15 protein-coding genes are annotated in these 17,038 nt (G+C 73.0%); 10 read left to right on the plus strand and 5 right to left on the minus strand.

Features of this window, described 5'->3' with window-relative positions:
• Positions 1–3 precede the first annotated feature (3 nt).
• The 6 genes from ACH4DZ_RS06910 to ACH4DZ_RS06935 all read left to right on the plus strand — a co-directional run bounded on the left by ACH4DZ_RS06910 (position 4) and on the right by ACH4DZ_RS06935 (position 7,455).
• Positions 4–1,395, plus strand: coding sequence for an O-antigen ligase family protein (locus ACH4DZ_RS06910; RefSeq protein ID WP_398285884.1), 1,392 nt, complete (start codon positions 4–6; stop codon positions 1,393–1,395).
• Positions 1,392–3,677, plus strand: coding sequence for a murein biosynthesis integral membrane protein MurJ (gene murJ, locus ACH4DZ_RS06915; RefSeq protein ID WP_398285885.1), 2,286 nt, complete (start codon positions 1,392–1,394; stop codon positions 3,675–3,677). The genes ACH4DZ_RS06910 and murJ overlap by 4 nt, the downstream gene beginning before the upstream one ends.
• A gap of 88 nt (positions 3,678–3,765) precedes the next feature.
• On the plus strand, positions 3,766–4,509 hold the full coding sequence (locus ACH4DZ_RS06920) for a polysaccharide deacetylase family protein (RefSeq protein WP_398286222.1): 744 nt from the start codon (positions 3,766–3,768) through the stop codon (positions 4,507–4,509).
• Entirely contained in the window at positions 4,506–5,648 is a 1,143-nt protein-coding gene (locus ACH4DZ_RS06925) for a glycosyltransferase (protein WP_398285886.1), read from the plus strand. Before ACH4DZ_RS06920 ends, ACH4DZ_RS06925 begins: the two co-directional genes overlap by 4 nt.
• The gene (locus tag ACH4DZ_RS06930; protein WP_398285887.1) at positions 5,645–6,301 is read left to right on the plus strand and encodes a lipopolysaccharide biosynthesis protein; all 657 of its coding nucleotides are present in this window, start codon (positions 5,645–5,647) and stop codon (positions 6,299–6,301) included. The genes ACH4DZ_RS06925 and ACH4DZ_RS06930 overlap by 4 nt, the downstream gene beginning before the upstream one ends.
• Positions 6,298–7,455: a GNAT family N-acetyltransferase gene (locus ACH4DZ_RS06935; protein ID WP_398285888.1), complete on the plus strand. Its 1,158-nt coding sequence runs from the start codon at positions 6,298–6,300 to the stop codon at positions 7,453–7,455. The genes ACH4DZ_RS06930 and ACH4DZ_RS06935 overlap by 4 nt, the downstream gene beginning before the upstream one ends.
• A gap of 31 nt (positions 7,456–7,486) precedes the next feature.
• Here the strand turns inward: ACH4DZ_RS06935 and ACH4DZ_RS06940 are convergent, their stop codons facing one another.
• The gene (locus tag ACH4DZ_RS06940; protein WP_398285889.1) at positions 7,487–8,782 is read right to left on the minus strand and encodes a glycoside hydrolase family 26 protein; all 1,296 of its coding nucleotides are present in this window, start codon (positions 8,780–8,782) and stop codon (positions 7,487–7,489) included.
• A gap of 158 nt (positions 8,783–8,940) precedes the next feature.
• Between ACH4DZ_RS06940 and ACH4DZ_RS06945 the strand changes: the two genes are divergently transcribed.
• On the plus strand, positions 8,941–10,263 hold the full coding sequence (locus ACH4DZ_RS06945) for an ATP-grasp domain-containing protein (RefSeq protein ID WP_398285890.1): 1,323 nt from the start codon (positions 8,941–8,943) through the stop codon (positions 10,261–10,263).
• Positions 10,263–11,522, plus strand: coding sequence for an NAD(P)-binding domain-containing protein (locus tag ACH4DZ_RS06950; protein ID WP_398285891.1), 1,260 nt, complete (start codon positions 10,263–10,265; stop codon positions 11,520–11,522). Before ACH4DZ_RS06945 ends, ACH4DZ_RS06950 begins: the two co-directional genes overlap by 1 nt.
• A gap of 86 nt (positions 11,523–11,608) precedes the next feature.
• On the opposite strand, the gene ACH4DZ_RS06955 is transcribed toward ACH4DZ_RS06950, so the two are convergent.
• The 3 genes from ACH4DZ_RS06955 to ACH4DZ_RS06965 form a co-directional block, all read right to left on the minus strand.
• Complete coding sequence (locus tag ACH4DZ_RS06955; protein WP_398285892.1) at positions 11,609–12,544, minus strand: chaplin family protein; 936 nt, start codon at positions 12,542–12,544, stop codon at positions 11,609–11,611.
• 104 nt (positions 12,545–12,648) lie between these two features.
• Positions 12,649–12,906, minus strand: coding sequence for a chaplin (locus ACH4DZ_RS06960; protein ID WP_398285893.1), 258 nt, complete (start codon positions 12,904–12,906; stop codon positions 12,649–12,651).
• Positions 12,907–13,169: 263 nt separating this feature from the next.
• On the minus strand, positions 13,170–13,586 hold the full coding sequence (locus tag ACH4DZ_RS06965) for a rodlin (protein WP_398285894.1): 417 nt from the start codon (positions 13,584–13,586) through the stop codon (positions 13,170–13,172).
• Between the two features lie 252 nt (positions 13,587–13,838).
• Here ACH4DZ_RS06965 and ACH4DZ_RS06970 point away from each other — a divergent pair, with 252 nt between their 5' ends.
• Positions 13,839–14,252, plus strand: coding sequence for a rodlin (locus ACH4DZ_RS06970; protein ID WP_189775724.1), 414 nt, complete (start codon positions 13,839–13,841; stop codon positions 14,250–14,252).
• A gap of 195 nt (positions 14,253–14,447) precedes the next feature.
• Complete coding sequence (locus ACH4DZ_RS06975; protein ID WP_398285895.1) at positions 14,448–14,858, plus strand: rodlin; 411 nt, start codon at positions 14,448–14,450, stop codon at positions 14,856–14,858.
• 35 nt (positions 14,859–14,893) lie between these two features.
• Here ACH4DZ_RS06975 and ACH4DZ_RS06980 read toward each other — a convergent pair whose 3' ends face one another.
• On the minus strand, positions 14,894–16,921 hold the full coding sequence (locus tag ACH4DZ_RS06980; protein ID WP_398285896.1) for an AMP-dependent synthetase/ligase: 2,028 nt from the start codon (positions 16,919–16,921) through the stop codon (positions 14,894–14,896).
• Positions 16,922–17,038 lie beyond the last annotated feature (117 nt).

Genomic DNA, 17,038 nt, shown 5'->3' on the forward strand with positions numbered 1-17,038 from the left:
CCGGTGACCCAGGTCCTGCCCGCCCCGCCGCTGGTCGCCGCCGTGGCCGCGGCGCCCCGCCGCTTCCTTCCCGTGCTGCCCGTGATCGCGCTGATCGTGATGCTCGCGCTGCCGGTCTCCGGGGACGGCGGCGGCACCCTCGCGGACGCCGTGTCCGGGCTGGTCGTGGTGTGCTGCGCACTGCGTCTCGTACGCGGCCGGCGGCGCCCCCTGTCCCGTACCGCGGCCGTCGTGCTCGGGCTGCCCGTCGTCGGGATCGCGGTGGCGACGGCCGGCGCGTCCTCGGCCGGGGTGGGGGCCGAGGGGCTCGTGCGCTATCTGCAGATCTTCGTGCTGGTGCCGACGGCGGTGACGCTGCTGGTACGCGACCGCCGTGACGCGCGTCTGGTCGCCTGGTCCCTCGTCGGGCTCGCGCTGTGGCAGGGGGCGCTCGGGGTCCATCAGTTCGTGACCGGGACCGGGGCCTCGTACCAGGGCGAGATGATCCGGGCCGTGGGCACCTTCGGGGCCACGGACATCATGGGCATGGCGGCCGTGGTGGCGTTCGGGCTGGTGTGCGCGCTCGGACTCGCGCTCGGGTCCGGGCCCGCGCGGCAGCGGACCGCAGCGGCGGTGTGCGCGCTGGCGCTGCTGCTGCCGCTCGCGCTGTCGTTCAGCCGGGGCGCGTGGATCGCGACGGCCGTGACGTGCGGGGCGCAGCTCGTACTCGCCGGACTGCGGCGGGCCGTGCAGGTGTTCGCGGCGGTGGCGGCGGCCACGGTGGTCCTGGTGGGCGGGCTCGGGGTGGGCTCCGCGATGCTCCAGGAGCGGATCGGCAGCATCACGCAGGTCGCGGACGCGCCGGACCAGTCGGTGACCGACCGGTACACGATGTGGACGGCCGCCGTCGACATGTGGCGCGATCAACCGCTGACCGGAGTGGGACTGAAGGGCTTCCCGGACCATCGCGACGGGCACGCCTCACTCGCGCTGTCCTCGGGCAGTGACACGGACGGGGCGGGTGCCGGTTTCCGACGTCAGCCGCTCCTCTCACCGCACAACATGTATCTGCTGGTCCTCAGCGAGCAGGGTCTGCTGGGGCTGCTCGCGCTGGCCGGAAGCTGGCTGGCGCTGCTGGTTCTCGGACTGAGACGGCTCCTGCGCACACGGCGCCCGCCGGACGGTTCCGCCGCCTCCGACGTCACCAGCGGCTCCGACCGCTCCGGCGGCCTCGACTGCGCGCTCGTCGCCTGCGGGCTGCTGGTCTGGCAGCTGGTCGACTTCGTGTACGCGGACATCGGCGGCCCCTCGACCGTGCTGACCGCGCTGGTCCTCGGCCTCGCCGCGTGGTGGTCGCTGGCCGACGAAGACGCCCACAGGGACGACGACGCCCACGAAGGGGCTGGGACGCGATGACGGTGACGCCTTCCCGAGCCGAGGACGAGGGAACGACGACGAGAAAGGGCCGCCGCCGGTCCGGGGCCGGGATCGCGGCTGGGGCCGGGGCCGCAGCCGGAGCCGGGACCGCAGCCGGAACCGCAGCCGAGATCGCGGCCGGGACCGCAGCTGGAGCCGGGACCGAGGCCGAGAGGCACGGCGCGGGTGCCGGGGCCGTGGAGCGCGGCGACGCCACGGCCGGGACCGGGGCAGAAGCCGGGACCGGAGCCGCAGCCGCAGCCGCAGCCAGGATGACGGCCGGGGCCGGAGCCACAGCCGGGACCTGGACCGGAGCCGGTCCCGGCACCGGAGCCAGGGCCGGGACTGAGACGCACGGCGCGGGTGCCGGGGCCGTGGAGCGTGGCGACGCCACGGCCGGGACCGGGGTCGGGGACGACGTTCAGTTGCCCGGTGCCCGCGTGGCGGCGGCCGACGCCGCGCCCGGCGGGGCCGCCCCGGCCGGCGCCGCTTCCGCGACCGTCTCGACCGGCAGCACGCCCACCGGAGGCGGGACCGCCGGAGTCACCCCGCCCACCCGGGGGTTCCTCGCCAAGGCCACGCTCGTCACCGCCGCCCTCTCCATCGCGGGCGCCCTGTTCGGTCTCGGCCGGGACCAGGCGCTCGCGCATCTCTTCGGGGCCGGGACCGAGACCGACGCCTTCCTGGTCGCGTGGACCGTGCCGGAGGTCGCGGCGACGCTGCTGATCGAGGACGGGATGGCCTTCGTGCTGGTCCCGGCGTTCAGCCTGGCCGTGGCACGGCGGGCACGCGGAACCGGGGGCAGCGGCGGGGACCCCGTCCGTGCGCTCGTCGCCTCCACACTGCCCCGTATCGCGCTGGCCCTCGTGGGGGTCTCCGCACTGCTGATCGCCGGGGCGCCCTACCTGGTCGCGGGACTCGCGCCGGGACTGCCCGACCCCGGGCTCGCCGTCGACTGCACACGGCTGACGGCGACCTGCGTCCTGAGCTTCGGGCTCGCCGGATACTGCAGCGCGGCACTGCGCGCGCATCGCCGCTTCCTGGCCCCGGCCGCCATCTACGTCGCCTACAACACCGGCATCATCACGGCGATGTTCGTCCTCGGCGGCCACTGGGGCGTGCGGTCGGCCGCCATCGGTGTCGCGCTGGGCGGCTGCCTGATGGTGGCGGCACAGCTTCCCGCCCTCGTACGACAGCTCTTCGGCCGCCACCGGCCCGGGGTTTCGACGTCGAACCCGAACTCGACCTCGACGTCGCCTGCGACGGCAACCCCGGCCCCGGCTCCCGAAGTCGCCCTCACCAAACCCCCAGAGGCCCCCGGTGCCGGCACCGAAGACCCCGTAGCCGAGCGGTCCGAGCAGGGCGGGCAGGGTGGGCAGGGCGCGCAGCGATCGGTGACGCACTCGGTGAATCTCGCCCTCGTCACCCCGGTCCTGCTCTTCGCCCTCTGCCGGCAGTCGCAGGTCCTCATCGAGCGTTACCTCGCCTCCAACCTCCCCTCCGGAGCCATCTCGCACCTGAACTACGCGCAGAAGGTGGCCCAGATCCCCATGACCCTCTCGCTGATGCTGTGCACGGTCACCTTCCCGGTGCTGGCGCAGGCGCTCGCCGAGGGCGACACCGAGCGGGCCCGCAACCGGGTCGAGCACGACGTCTCGGTCGCCGCGTGCATAGTCCTGCTGGGCGCCGCCGCGGTCTTCGCGTGCGCGCCGCAGATCATCGAACTCCTCTTCCAGCGCGGCGCGTTCACCGCGCGGGACACGGCGGCTACGGCGACCGTCATGCGGGTCTACTCGGTGGGGCTGCTCGGCCACACCCTCGTGGGCGCGCTCGTCCGGACGTACTTCTCGGCCGGCCGGCCCACCTGGTACCCCCTCGCGGCGATGGCCGCGGGCATCGTGGCCACCTCGTGGATCGGCGCCGCGACCGTCGGTGCCTGGGGGGTGTCCGGGATCGCCGCCGCCAACGCGATCGGGATCACCCTCACCGCGGCGCTGCTGCTGTCCGGCATGAACGAGCGGCGCAGCGTGCCGATCCATACCCGCCGGGTCGTCCACGAGCTCACCAAGCCGCTCCGCGCGGCCGGGTGCGCGGCCGTGGCGGGCGCCCTGTGCGCGAGCCGCTTCGATTCGCCCGCGCTCGCCCTGTTCACCGGTGGTCTGACCGTCACCCTCGTCTACGTACTGCTGCTCCGGTTGCTCGGCGTCCAGGCCGTCGCACCCGCCTTCCGAACCGCCCTCCGCTCCGTCACCCGAAGGCTGCCGCATGCCCGTTTCCGCTGACCCGACCGACCCGATCGGCCCGACCGGCGCTCCCCGTGCCGAGAGCCGCATCCGCACCCGCCCGGCCGCGGCGCCCCTGTGGGTGGCGATGTACCACTCGGTGGGCGACTGCTCCGACGACCCGTACCGCATCACGGTCTCCCCCGACCGCCTCGACCGGCAGCTGGGCTGGCTGCACCGCCGGGGCCTGCGCGGGGTGGGCGTGGCGGACCTGCTCGCGGCCCGCGCCCGGGGCGAGGCCCGGGGCCTGGTCGGCCTCACCTTCGACGACGGTTACGCGGACTTCGCCGGCAACGCCCTGCCCGTACTGCGGCGCTGGGGTTTCGGCGCCACCGTGTTCGTCCTGCCGGGCCGGCTCGGCGGCACGAACGAGTGGGACCCGCTCGGCCCCCGCAAACCCCTCCTCACCGCCGACGGCATCCGCCGGCTCGCGGACACCGAGGGTCTGGAGATCGCCTCGCACGGTCTCACCCATGTCGACCTCACCCTGGCCGACGAGGCGCTGCTCGGCGCCGAGATCGGTGGCAGCCGGGCCCTGCTCTCCGAGCTGACGGGCCGTGCCGTCCAGGGCCTGTGCTACCCGTATGGGACGGTGGACCGGCGGGTGGCCGACGCCGTCCGGGCCGCCGGGTACGGCTACGCGTGCGCGATCGACCCCGGCCCACTCACCGGCGTCTTCGCCCTGCCCCGGGTCCACATCGGGGAGAACGACACCTCCTGGCGGCTGCAGCTGAAGTACCGCCTGGCCCGGCTGCGCCGACGCCCGGTGCCCCTGACCGACCTCGGCACCGGCGCCGACACCGCCGCCGACACCGTGACGGAGAGCCGGTGAAGGCCCTGCACGTCATCACCGGGCTCGGTGTCGGCGGGGCCGAGCAGCAACTGCGGCTGCTGGTGCGGAACCTGCCCGTCGAGTGTGACGTGGTGACCCTCACCAACCCGGGTGCGGTCGCCGAGGGCCTCGTCGCGGACGGTGTGCGCGTCACCCACCTCGGCATACAGGGCAACCGGGACCTCGCGGCGCTCCCGCGTCTGGCCCGGCTCATCCGCCGCGGCCGCTACGACCTCGTCCACACCCACCTCTACCGGGCCTGCGTGTACGGCAGGACCGCCGCGCGGCTCGCCGGGGTGCGGGCCGTCGTGGCCACCGAACACTCGCTCGGCGACTCGCAGATGGAGGGCCGCCGCCTCACCCCGGGCGTCCGGGCGCTCTATCTGGCCAGCGAGCGCCTCGGCCGCTCGACGGTCGCGGTCTCGCCCACGGTCGCCGAACGGCTGCGCCGCTGGGGGGTGCCGGGCCCGCGCATCGAGGTCGTGCCGAACGGCATCGACGTGGACCGCTTCCGCTTCGACGCGGCCCGGCGCGAGCGCACCCGGCGGCGGCTGGGGCTGCCGCGGGGGGCGTACGTCGTCGGAGGTGTCGGGCGGCTGACGGCCGGCAAACGGTTCGAGGTGCTCGTCCGGGCGCTGGCCGAACTCCCGGACGACGTCTGGCTGCTGCTGGTCGGCGGAGGCCCGGAGGAGAACGTACTGCGACGGGCGGCGCAGCACCTGGGGGTCGCGGACCGGGTGCTCCTCACGGGCGAGCGCCCGAACGGGCCCGCGCAGCACGGCGCTCCGGGCGGCCCCGACCTCGATCTGCCGTCCCTGACCGGAGCCATGGACCTCCTCGCCTCGCCGTCCGCGGAGGAGGCCTTCGGACTCGCCGTCGTGGAGGCCCTGGCGGCCGGCCTGCCCGTGCTCTACGTCTCCTGCCCGGCCGTCGACGACCTCCCCCGGAACGCGGCGCCGTTCGCCCGGCGGGTGCAGGGCAGCGCGGACTCCTTCGTACGGGCCGTGCGGCAGGCCCGCGCGCAGGACCCCGGGCCGCGCTCCGCGCCGGAGGCCGCCCACCACTACAGCATCGCCCGCAGTGCCGACCGGCTCATGGACATCTACACGGCCGCAACTCTGGGAGTGAGTTCCGCATGACCGACAACCCCATCCGTATCACCGGGCGGCCGGGAACGGCACTCGCGCGGGCCAGGGCTCTGCCGCCGTGGTCCCTGCTCGCCGCGGGCGCCCTCCTCGGCGGAGTGCTCGGCGGCACGTACGGCGTCCTGAAGACACCGCAGTACACCGCCACGAGTTACGTCATCGCCGTGCCCACCGAGCAGTCGGACCCGGCGGCGGCGCTCGGCTTCGCGCAGGCCTACGGGCGGGTCGCCACCCAGCTCGCGGTGCTCGGGGACGCCCAGGTGTGGGCGGACGTGCCGGTGTCGACCCTGCGGGAGAGCGTGCGGACCGCGACCTCGCCGGACGCGCCGATGGTCGCCGTGACCGCCACCTCCACCCGGCCCGACCTCGCCGCGGACATCGCCAACGCCGTGTCGCGCTCGCTGACCCGGCACGCGAACGACACCGAGGACAGCACGCATGTGGAACTGCTGCAGTTCTCCCGGGCGATCGAACCCACCGAGGCGTCCTCGGCGTCCGCGACGATGACCGGTCTCGTCGGCGCGAGCGCCGGCGGACTGCTCGGCGGACTCGCGCTGCTGGTGCGCCCCCGCCGCGCCCCGGGGGCCGCGCCCACGGCCTCGGTGCCGGGCCCCGCCACCGCCGCCGACGTCCACGGACAGCTGTGAGAGCCGCCGCGCCGCGGACCCGGCCGCTGACCGAGCTGCGTACGGAACTGTGCACGGACGAGCGGGAGTTCGGGCGGCTGGCCGAGGAGTGGGGGAGGCTGTACCGGCGCTGCGGCACGGCGACCCCGTTCCAGAGCCACGCGTGGCTGCACTCGTGGTGGCTCTCGTACGGCACGCCCGGCCGGCTCCGGCTCGTGCTCGTCCGCGACGGCGCCGACCTGGTGGCCGCCGCCCCGCTGATGCTCGTACGGCAGCCGTGGCCGGCCCTGGTGCCGCTGGGCGGATCGATCTCCGACTTCGGGGACGTGCTGATCGAGGACGGCGACCACGCCGACCGTGCCGCCGCCGCCCTGGCCGACGGGCTGGCCACGGCCGCGCGCACCGCGCTGATCGACTTCCGTGAGGTACGGCCCGGCGGCGCGGTGGAGCGGGTGTACGCGAGCTGGCGCGGGCCCCGGCGGCAGGTGCCGGACTCGCTGTGCCTGGAGCTGCCCGCCGTGCCGATGGACGACCTGATCGGCCGGCTGGCGACGGCCAAGGCTCAGCAGCGGGTCCGTGCCAAGCTGCGCAAGCTGTCCACGCTGGGGGTCGAACGGCGGGCCGTACGCCCCGACGAGGTCGACACGGCACTGCGCAGACTTCTGGAGCTGCACCGGCTGCAGTGGCAGGGCCGGAAGGTGACCACCGAGCATCTGCAGGATCGCTTCGCCGAACATCTGATCCGTTCGGTGGGGCCGATGGTCCGCGCCGGGGACGCGGTGGTGACCGAGTTCCGGGTGGACGGCACCGTGGTGGCGGTCGACCTGACGCTCCTGTCGGACCGATTGGCGGGCGGCTATCTGTACGGTGCGCATCCGCAGCTGCGGGAGCGCAAGGCGGACGTGGCGACGATGCTGCTGCACGCCTGCGCCCAGCACACCGGAGCGGGCGGCGGGACGGGCGGGCGCCGGGTGCTGAGCCTGCTGCGCGGCAACGAGCCCTACAAGCACCACTGGCGCCCGCAGCCCGTCGTCAACCAGCGTTTCCTGCTGGCCCGGCGGCGGACGTCGCCGCTGATGTCCGCCGCCGTCTGTGACGTGGCCGCCCGCAGCCGGGGCAAGAAGCTGCTCGACCGGTTCCTCGGCTGGAGGGACCGCGGCGGCGGCAGGCCGTGACAGGCCCGCCGCCGCCCCCTCCGCCGTCGGGTCAGCGGTTGCGCGACCACCAGTCGAAGCGCAGGCAGAGCTTCCCGCCGAGCCAGTACTCCACCCAGTCGCCCAGGGCCACCGGCGAGCAGTTCGACGGCCGCTCGGGCGTCGGGTCGGTGGGCTTCGGCGGCTCGGTGGGCTTGGGCGGATCGGTCGGCCTGGGCGGCGGGGCCGTCGGCTTCGGAGTCGGATCGGTGCGGCCGAAGAGCACGGACCGGTAGATCTCCGAGGCTTCCGGGTTGTCGTCGCACTGCCACACACCGTGCGGGCAGTAGTCGGTGAGCGTGTTGTACAGCGGCTTGTGCTCGTCCAGCCAGGCGAGCATCCGCTTCATGTAGGTCGCGTTGTCGCCGTTTCGGAAGAGCCCCCATTCAGGATAGGAAATCGGCTTTCCGTGCGCTTTCGCGAAGTCGACGTGTGCCTGGAGGCCGTAGGGCTCCGAGACGGCCTCGTCGAATGACTGTCCGTGCGGCTGGTCGTACGAATCCATGCCGATGATGTCGACCGTCTCGTCGCCCGGATAGCACTGGGTCCAGGGAATGGCGTCCCGGCCGCGGTTCGGAGTGAAGTCGAAGCGGAACTTCTGCCCCGGCACCGCTCTCATGGCGGTGACGATCCTGTCCCAGTACTTCTTCCAGGCCTCCGGGTCCGGCCCGCAGCGATGGGTGTACGTGATGCCGTTCATCTCCCAGCCGAGCACGATGACGGTGTCGGGCACCTCCAGCTCGACGAGCCGCTCGGCCAGCTTGCGGAAGTGGTGGTCGAACTCCCCGGCCGCGCCCCGCCGCAGCAGGCCGCGCACCTCCCGGTCGGAGACGCCCTCCTCGTTGCGCTCCAGCATGGGGACGTTGAGGACGAAGAGCCGGTCGGTCTCCTCCCGCCGCCAGTGGGCCCAGGCGTCGAGGAATCCGGGCAGGCCCTCGATGTTGCTCCAGCGGTCGCCCGGCAGATACGTGTGCGCCACGCGCAGGTCGGCCCCGCCCAGCCAGCGGCTGAGCTCGGCGATCCGGGCCACCCCGCGGGGCCCGTAGTCCAGGTAGGCGCCGAAGGCCGGGTTCTCGGGGCCCTTCGGCGGCGCGGGCCGCGGGGTCGCCTGTCCGGGGACGGCCGGCGCGGTGACCGGCGCCACGACACCGGTGGGCGCGGTCGGCGGCGGGGCGGGCGGCTCCCCCGCCCTCGCGGCCGTCGCGTACCCCGTCCCGGACGCGAGGGCGGCCGAGGCGAAGAGTCCGGCGGTGAGTACGGCGGCGACGTATGCCGGCCGTCTGGTTCGGGTCCGTTGCAGTGGGGCCATGTCCACTCCTCGCGCTTCATTTCCACCGTCCACTGACACTCAGTCATATGAATGCGCGTTGCGCCAACCGAGGCCGGGCGCCGGGGACATACCCGCTCACCCGCACGGGTGAGAAACCAGAAGCGAAGAATCAGAAGCGATCCCAAGGAAACAAACCCATGCCGTCCTTCGACACCCGCGTGCCCGCCGTACTGCTGCGCACCGACCGAAATCCCTTTCACCACGGCACGCTGGGAGCCGTACGCTCGCTCGGCCGGGCCGGAATCGACGTACACCTGGTCGCGGATTCCGCCGGAAGTCCGGTGCGCGGTTCCCGTTTTGTGTGCCGGATGCATCCACCGCCCGCTCCCGGGGCCCCGCCGTCCGAGATCGCTTCGACGTTGCGCCGAGTGGCGGCACGGGTCGGCCGGCCCGCCGTACTGATCCCCATGGATGACGCGAGCGCCGTGGCCGTGGACCGGCTGCGGGCCGAGCTCTCCCCCCGCTTCCTGCTGCCCCTCGCTCCCCCGGGTCTCGCCGAGCGGGTCGCGGACAAGGCGGAGCTGGCCGCCGTGTGCGCGTCCGCGGGCATCCCGCACCCGGTGACGCTGGTCCCGGACGGTCCCGCGCAGGCCGCCTCGGCGGCCTGGCGGCTGGGGCTGCCGGTGGTGGCGAAGTGGAGCCGTCCCTGGCTGCTGCCCGCCGGTTCGGACCTGCGCAGCACGACGGTACTGACCTCCGCCCACCAGGCGCGGGCCCTGTGCCGGCGGGCCGAGGAGGCGGGCAGCCGGCTGCTGCTCCAGGCGTTCCTGCCGCCGGGTCCCGACCGGGACTGGTTCTTCCACGGGTACGCGGACCGGTCCGGGGCGGTGCGCGGGGGCGGCGCGGGCCGCAAGCAGCTGGCCTGGCCGCGCGGCGCGGGCCTGACCGCGGTGGGCCGCTGGACGGTGAACCCGGCCGTGCGGGCGCCGGCCGAGCGGCTGGTCTCGCACCTCGGCTACCGCGGCATCTTCGACCTGGACTTCCGCCGCGACGGCTCGACCGGCGCGTATCACCTGCTCGACTTCAATCCGCGGCCCGGCGCGCAGTTCCGGCTGTTCGCCGACGGGGCGGGGCTCGACGTGGTGCGGGCCCTGCACCTGGACCTGACCCACCGTCCGCCGCCGTCGCCCGTCCCCCTGCCGGGCCGGACCTTCGTGGTGGAGAACTACGCGCCGCTGTCGGCCGCGTTCCGCCGCGGGACCGAGCTGGCCTGGCACGCCCGGGACGACCTCGCGCCCGGTGCGGCCCTGTGGGCGTTGTGGTCCCGGCATGTGGGCAGGCGTGCGGCCCGGCGCGTGCTGGACGGCATCCGCCGGACGGCCTGCGCACCGGTCACCGACGCGCACCCGGTACGACCGCCCGCGACCTCCGGCGTGAATCCCCTGCCCGTGGATCCCCTGTCCGCGAGTCCCCAGTCCGCGAGTCCCCTGTCCGACGACGAGAAAGCGAGCAGTCACTGATGTACGACCTGCTGGTGGTGGGGGCCGGCCCCTACGGCCTGTCCATCGCCTCCCATGCCGCGGCGGCCGGTCTGAGCCTTCGGGTGTTCGGGCGGCCCATGGCCTCCTGGCGCGACCACATGCCCCGCGGCATGTTCCTCAAGTCCGAACCGTGGGCCTCCAACCTGTCGGATCCGGAGGGCCGCCTGAGCCTGGCCGCCTACTGCGCGGAGCAGGGGGTGGAGGCCCGGCACGGGGCGCCCATCCCGGTCGAGGTGTTCGCCGCGTACGGGCTGTGGTTCGCGCGGCACTCGGTCCCTGAGGTGGACGAGCGCACGATCGCGCACGTCCACCCCTGCCCGGGCGGTTTCGAGGCGGTCACCGAGGACGGCGGATCCGTGCGCGCGAGGACGGTCGCGCTGGCGGTCGGCGTGCTCCCCTTCACCGAGGTCCCGGCGGCTCTGCGCGGCCTGGCGCCCGAACACGTCTCGCACAGCAGTCACCACAGCGACCTGGACCGTTTCGCGGGCAAGGACGTCACCGTGGTCGGCGGCGGCCAGGCCGCGCTGGAGACGGCGGCCCTGCTCGCCGAACAGGGCACCCGCGTCCGGATCGTGGCCCGCGCCCCCGGCCTCTCCTGGAACGACGTTCCGCCGCCCTGGGAGCGCCCGTGGTGGCAGTCGGCCCGCGCCCCGCACAGCGGTCTCGGCCCCGGCTGGCGCAACTGGTTCTACGCCGAACGCCCCGGCGCGTTCCGCCGCCTGCCCGAGCCCACCCGCGCCCGGATCGCCACCACGGCCCTCGGTCCCGCGGGCGCCTGGTGGATCCGCGACCGGGTCGAGCCGTCCGTCGAGCTGCTGCTGGGCCACGAGATCGCGACGGCGTACGGGTCCGGAGGCGGCGTACGCCTGGAGATGCTCGGCCCGACCGGTGGGCCGGCGTCCCTGGACACCGAACACGTCATCGCGGCCACGGGGTTCAGACCGACCAGGGAACGCCTGGGGATCCTGACGGCGGACGTGCACGAGGGCCTGACCGCGTCACCCGACGGATCCCCTTACGTGGGGCGGGAGTTCGAGTCGTCCTGGCCGGGGCTCTTCATGGCGGGCCTGGTCACGGCGGCCGGTTTCGGCCCGGCCATGCGGTTCGTGCACGGCGCCTCGTTCACGGCCCGGACCCTCGTACGGGGAGTGCGGCGCCGGCTCCGTACGGGACCGGCCCTCCTGCCCGTGCCCGGCGCGCGGGAGCGGCGCGGGGTGCTGGGAGCGGCGGGCCGCTGACCGCCCGGCCGCCGGCTGTCACGTGAAGGGCGCCGGGTGAAGGGCGCCGGGTGCCGGACGTATGGCGTCCGGCACCCGGCGCGTCGTCACCGGCGGGACGCGGCCCGGTTGCGTCGGTACAGGATCGCTCCACCGAGCAGCAGACCCGCGCCGGCGGCGGAGGCCGCGAGCATCCCGTCGACGCCGGTGGCCGCCAGCTCCGGCCAGGGGCCTTGTCCCGAGGAGGGCGGCGACGGATGCGGCGCTCCGGGTCCCGTGGTGGGCGGGACCGACGACGGGGGTCCCGTGGTGGGCGGGACCGACGACGGGGGTCCCGTGGTGGGCGGCACCGTCCCCGGCGGGCCCGTCTCGGGGGGCGTGGTCGTCGGCGGGGTGGTGGAGGGAGGTGTGGTGTGCGGCGGGCCGGACGGGGGTTCGGAGGGTGGCCCGGACGGCGGGGTGTCGTCGTCGCCGTAGCCCTTCGGTCCGTCGTGCCCGCACCTGGCGCCGAACGCGGGGTTCAGCAGGCCGCCCGCGTCCGCGGCGTCGCCGCACGCGTTCGCCGGAGCGTGCACCGGGGCCTCGTCGAGGTTGCCCGACCCGACGCCGGGCGCGTGGTGCGTGCCGCCGTGCGTGGAGGAACCGTCGCCGTGGTGGCCGCCGCCGTGGTGGCCCGATCCGTGGTGACCGGAGCCGCCACCGTGATCCGAGCCGTATCCCTGGTGGGAGCCGTGGCCGTGGTCCGAGCCGTATCCGGCCGGGGCTCCGTGGCGGGGCCCGTCCGGCTTGCGGTGCTTGCCCGTGGGGGTGGCGCAGGAGTTGCCGAACGACGGGTTGAGGCCGGCGGCCGCGTTCGCGGAGTTGCCGCACGCGTTCACGGGCACGCCCACCGGCGCCTGCACGTTGTTGCCGGACAGCACTCCGGGCGAGTCCGCCGCCACCCCGTGCACGTCCGAGTCGGCGAACGCCTGGGAGCCGTACAGGGACAAGATGCTCGTCGCGGCGGCGGCCGCGACCATTCCCTTGCTCAGGGTCTGTCGCAACTTTGTTGTCTTCTCTGCTGGTAGAAGTGGGAAAAGCCGGCCTTGGCACCGGAATGCGGTCCAAGGCCGGCGTGACTCAGCCGTTCGGCTGGTGCGTTACGACGTCAGTCGTTTTCGCACTCGTTGCCGAACGCCGGGTTCAGCAGGCCGATCACGTTGATCGAGTTGCCGCACACGTTGACAGGAATGTGCACGGGCACCTGGAGAACGTTGCCGGAGAGGACGCCGGGCGAGCCGACGGCCGCACCCTCGGCCTCGGAGTCGGCGAAGGCCGGGGCGCCCATGCCCATGGCCATGATCGCGCCGGCGATGACGACGGCACTCTTCTTGTGCTTCACGTACTTCCCTTTCTCTGCGGTCATGCCCAATGACGGCCGAAACCGGACGAGCCCAGCCTGAACGACTCGCACCATGACCTGCGGGCTGTTGAACGAGAGGACGGGGGACGAAGAAACTACAGAAAGTGCGACTCTCCGGTATTTCACCCGAACGCCCGGAGCGGAATGGGTGGCGAAACGTCACTTCACAAAGACAGAAAAGGAAAGCAGAAAATATCGCCGAAGAGCCCGGGCGGTCCCGCCGCACAGAGCGGCGGGGCGGCCCGGGCAGTCTTCGTGACAGCCGATCAGCTGCCGGAGGCGCCGTTGCCCGAGAGCACCGGGATGTTGTCCAGAACGTGCGAGATCGGCTCGTCACCCTTCGCCTGGGTGGAGTTCTCGGCGCACTGCTGGTTCTGCGGGGCCGACAGGATCGGCACGTCCTGCAGAACGGTGACCGGCACGAGGACGCCCACGAGCGAGGCCAGGTTGGCCTTGACGGGCACCCCGAGGCAGAGCTTGTTGAGCGAGCCCTGCACGAGCTGGCCCTGGGGGCTCATGTCGCCCTCGGCCTTGGCGTTGCCGTACACCTGTTCGGCGTGGTTGCCGTTGGCGGTGGTGACGCCGCTGTCGTTGCCGATGGCAAGCGCCTGCGGGGCACCCGCCGCCGAGACACCGACGACAGAAGCGGCGACCGCCGCCGTGGCCATTGCCTTCTTGAGCATTTCTCCGGTCCTTTCATGTGCAGACACGCGTGTTCCTGCTCCCGCATCAACCGGAGGCGGGCCGATTGGTTTCGAGGTGTCACCCGGTTGGCCCGTTCGACGGCCCGTAATTCGCGGAAAGCCTCGCGCGCGTGCGTAGTACAAACGACCTTCCCGAATGGGCCATCGGAGTGAATCGGAGCAACTATGCGGGCCGGGCGGAGTTGTCCAGGTCGCTCCGGTGGACGGGGTTACTCCAGAAGGGACCAGCAAGTGATCAAGAAGGTTATGGCTGCCGCGGCGGTCGCCGCTTCCGTCGCCGGTGTTTCGGCTGCCGCCGCGCCCCAGGCGATGGCGATCGGCAACGACAACGGCGTCACCACCGCCAACGGCAACCACGCCGCGCAGATCTACGGCAACCAGGCGACGTACGGCGACATGAGCCCGCAGATGGCGCTCATCCAGGGCTCGCTGAACAAGCCCTGCATCGGCCTGCCCGCCAAGGCCAACCTGGCCTCGCTCGTCGGCCTGGTGCCGATCACGGTCGCCCAGGACGTGCCGATCCTGTCGGCCCCGCAGAACCAGCAGTGCACCGAGAACTCCACGCAGGCGAAGGGCGACGAGCCCCTCTCGCACATCCTCAGCAACATCCCGGTGCTCTCGGGCAACGGCGCTTCCGGCAGCTGATCTGCCGCATCACCCAGCGGGCCGCCGGTCTTCCCGGCGGCCCGCCACCCCTGCCACATCAGCGGCGGCGCGTAGCTCCGGTCCCGAGGAAAGACTGTGGGCCAATCGGGGCAAACCCCGCAACCGCACCGTCCACCGCACTGTTGATGAATATGCGGCTCCGTTACGGGGGCCACTCTCCGAAAGGGAACGAAAATGAAGAAGCTGATGGCGACCGCGGCCATTGCCGCCTCTGTCGCCGGTCTGTCGGCCGCCGCCGCGCCCCAGGCGCTGGCCATCGGCAACGACGACGGCGTCACCACCGCCAACGGCAACGGTTCCGTCCAGAAGTACGGCAACCAGGCCACGCACGGCAAGATGAGCCCCCAGCTCTCCCTCGTGCAGGGCTCGCTGAACAAGCCGTGTGTCGGACTGCCGGTCAAGGCCAACCTGGCCTCGCTCGTCGGCCTGGTGCCGATCACCGTCCTGCAGGACGTGCCGATCCTGTCGGCCCCGCAGAACCAGCAGTGCACCGAGAACTCCACCCAGGCGAAGGGCGACGAGCCCCTGTCGCACATCCTGGACAACATCCCGGTGCTCTCGGGCAACGGCGCTGCCGGAAGCTGACCTTCCTGGCTCCACCAAGCTCCGCGAACAGCGGGTCACCCCTCGGGGGTGGCCCGCTGTTCCCGTGTGTGCTGTTCCCGTACGGGATGTTCCCGTGTGGGTGGCGGGTTGTCGTAGAGCGCGTCGATGTCCCGTGCGTACGCCTCCGTCACCGCGTGGCGCTTGATCTTCAGGGATGGGGTCAGCAGGCCGTTGTCCTCGGTGAACTCGCCTTCCACCAGGGCGAAGTCGCGGATCGACTCGGCCCTGGAGACGGCCTGGTTCGCGTGGTCCACGACCTTCTGGACGTCGGCACGCAACCGGGGGTCGCCGACCAGCTCGGACAGCGGGGTGTCGGCCGGCATCCCGCGGACGTACAGCCAGTGGGCGAGGTCCTCGCGGTCCAGGGTGATCAGGGCGGCGATGTAGGAGCGGTTGTCGCCGACGACCACGCATTGGCCGACGGGGGGCCGGCTGCGCAGCCTGTCCTCCAGGACGGCCGGGGAGACGTTCTTGCCGCCCGAGGTCACGAGGATGTCCTTCTTGCGGCCGGTGATGGTGAGGTAGCCGTCCTCGTCGAGCGAGCCGAGGTCGCCGGTCGCGAACCACTCGTCGGTCAGGACGGCGTCGGTGGCGGCCGGGTCGTTCCAGTAGGCGCCGAAGACGATGCCGCCCTTGATGAGCACCTCGCCGTCGTCGGCGATACGGACGGCCGTGCCCGGTACGGGGAGGCCCACCGTGCCGGGGCGGGGCCGCAGGGGCGGGACGATCGTCGCGGCGGCGGTGGTCTCCGTCAGTCCGTAGCCCTCGTAGACGAGGATCCCGGCGGCGTAGAAGAAGAGGCTGAGGTCGCGGTCGAGCGGGGAGCCGCCGCTGATGGCGTAGCGCGTACGGCCGCCGATCTCCTTGCGGATACGGCGGTAGACCAGCAGGTCGTACAGGGCCCAGGCCGCGTAGAGACCGGGTCCCGGCCCCTTCCCCCGCCCGAGGAACTTGTCCAGGTGCTGCTCGCCGAAGCGGACGGCGACGCGGTGGGCGCGGTCGAAGGAGGCGCCGCGGCCGATGCGCTCGGCGGTGGCGCGGCCGGTGCCGTGGATCTTCTCGAAGAGGTAGGGCACGCCGACCAGGAAGGTGGGCCGGAACTCCCGGAGCGCCGGGCGGAGTTCGTCGGGTTTGATGCTCGGGAAGTGGCCCAGCTCGATCCGTGCCATCAGGCAGGAGATCTGGAGGGTGCGGCCCAGGATGTGGGCGAGCGGGAGGAAGAGGAGGGTCGAGGCCTGCTGGCCGGTGACCTCCTTGAAGACGGGGTGCAGGAGTTCGACGGTGTTGGCGGCCTCGGCGTACAGGTTGGCGTGGGTGAGGACGCAGCCCTTGGGGCGGCCGGTGGTGCCGGAGGTGTAGCAGATCGTCGCGACGGTGTCGGGGGTCAGGGCGGTGCGGCGCTTGGTGACCTCCTCGTCGGGTATGTCGCGGCCCAGGGTGGTCAGTTCGGCGACGGCTCCGCGGCGGACGGCTCCTCCGGCGTCGGCCCCGTCCGCCGCGTCGTCGAGCTGCCAGATGTGCGGGGGCACCGGGTGGTCGGCCGTGCCGGTGGTGACCGCCGCCGCGTTCTGCGGTGTCTCGACGACGACGAGACGGGTGGCGGAGTCCCGGACGATCCACTCGATCTGCTGGGGCGAGGAGGTGGGATACACCGGGACGGACAGACCTCCCGCGGCCCAGATCGCGAAGTCGAGCAGCGTCCACTCGTAGCGGGTACGGGACATCACCGCGACGCGGCCGCCCGGTTCCAGGCCCGCCGCGATCAACCCCTTGGCGACGGCGGTGACTTCGCGGGCGAAGGCGGCGGCGGTCACCGGCTGCCAGGTGCCGCGTTCGCTGCGGCGCAGGACCACGGCGTCGGGGGCCTCGGCCGCGTTGGTGAAGGGCAGGTCGGCGATGCTGCCGGTGGTGGTCCTCGGCGCGAGGACGGGCATGCGCGCCTCACGGACCGCGCCGCTCCCGTCCTTCGTGAGGTCGACCTGGACACGGCCCCTCGGATCGGTGCGCTTCTTCGCCTGTTTCAGTTCCCTGCGTACGCCCATGAAGGCTCCCGGTGGCGGCTCGCGGTGCGGTGGGGCTTGCTCATTGCGGTGACGCTTACTTACTGCAGAGTAAACTTACTCATGCGTAGGGGATTTTCAACAGGCCCGTCAAGCTCG

The organism is Streptomyces sp. NPDC017991, assembly GCF_044328075.1.
GTDB lineage: Bacteria > Actinomycetota > Actinomycetes > Streptomycetales > Streptomycetaceae > Streptomyces.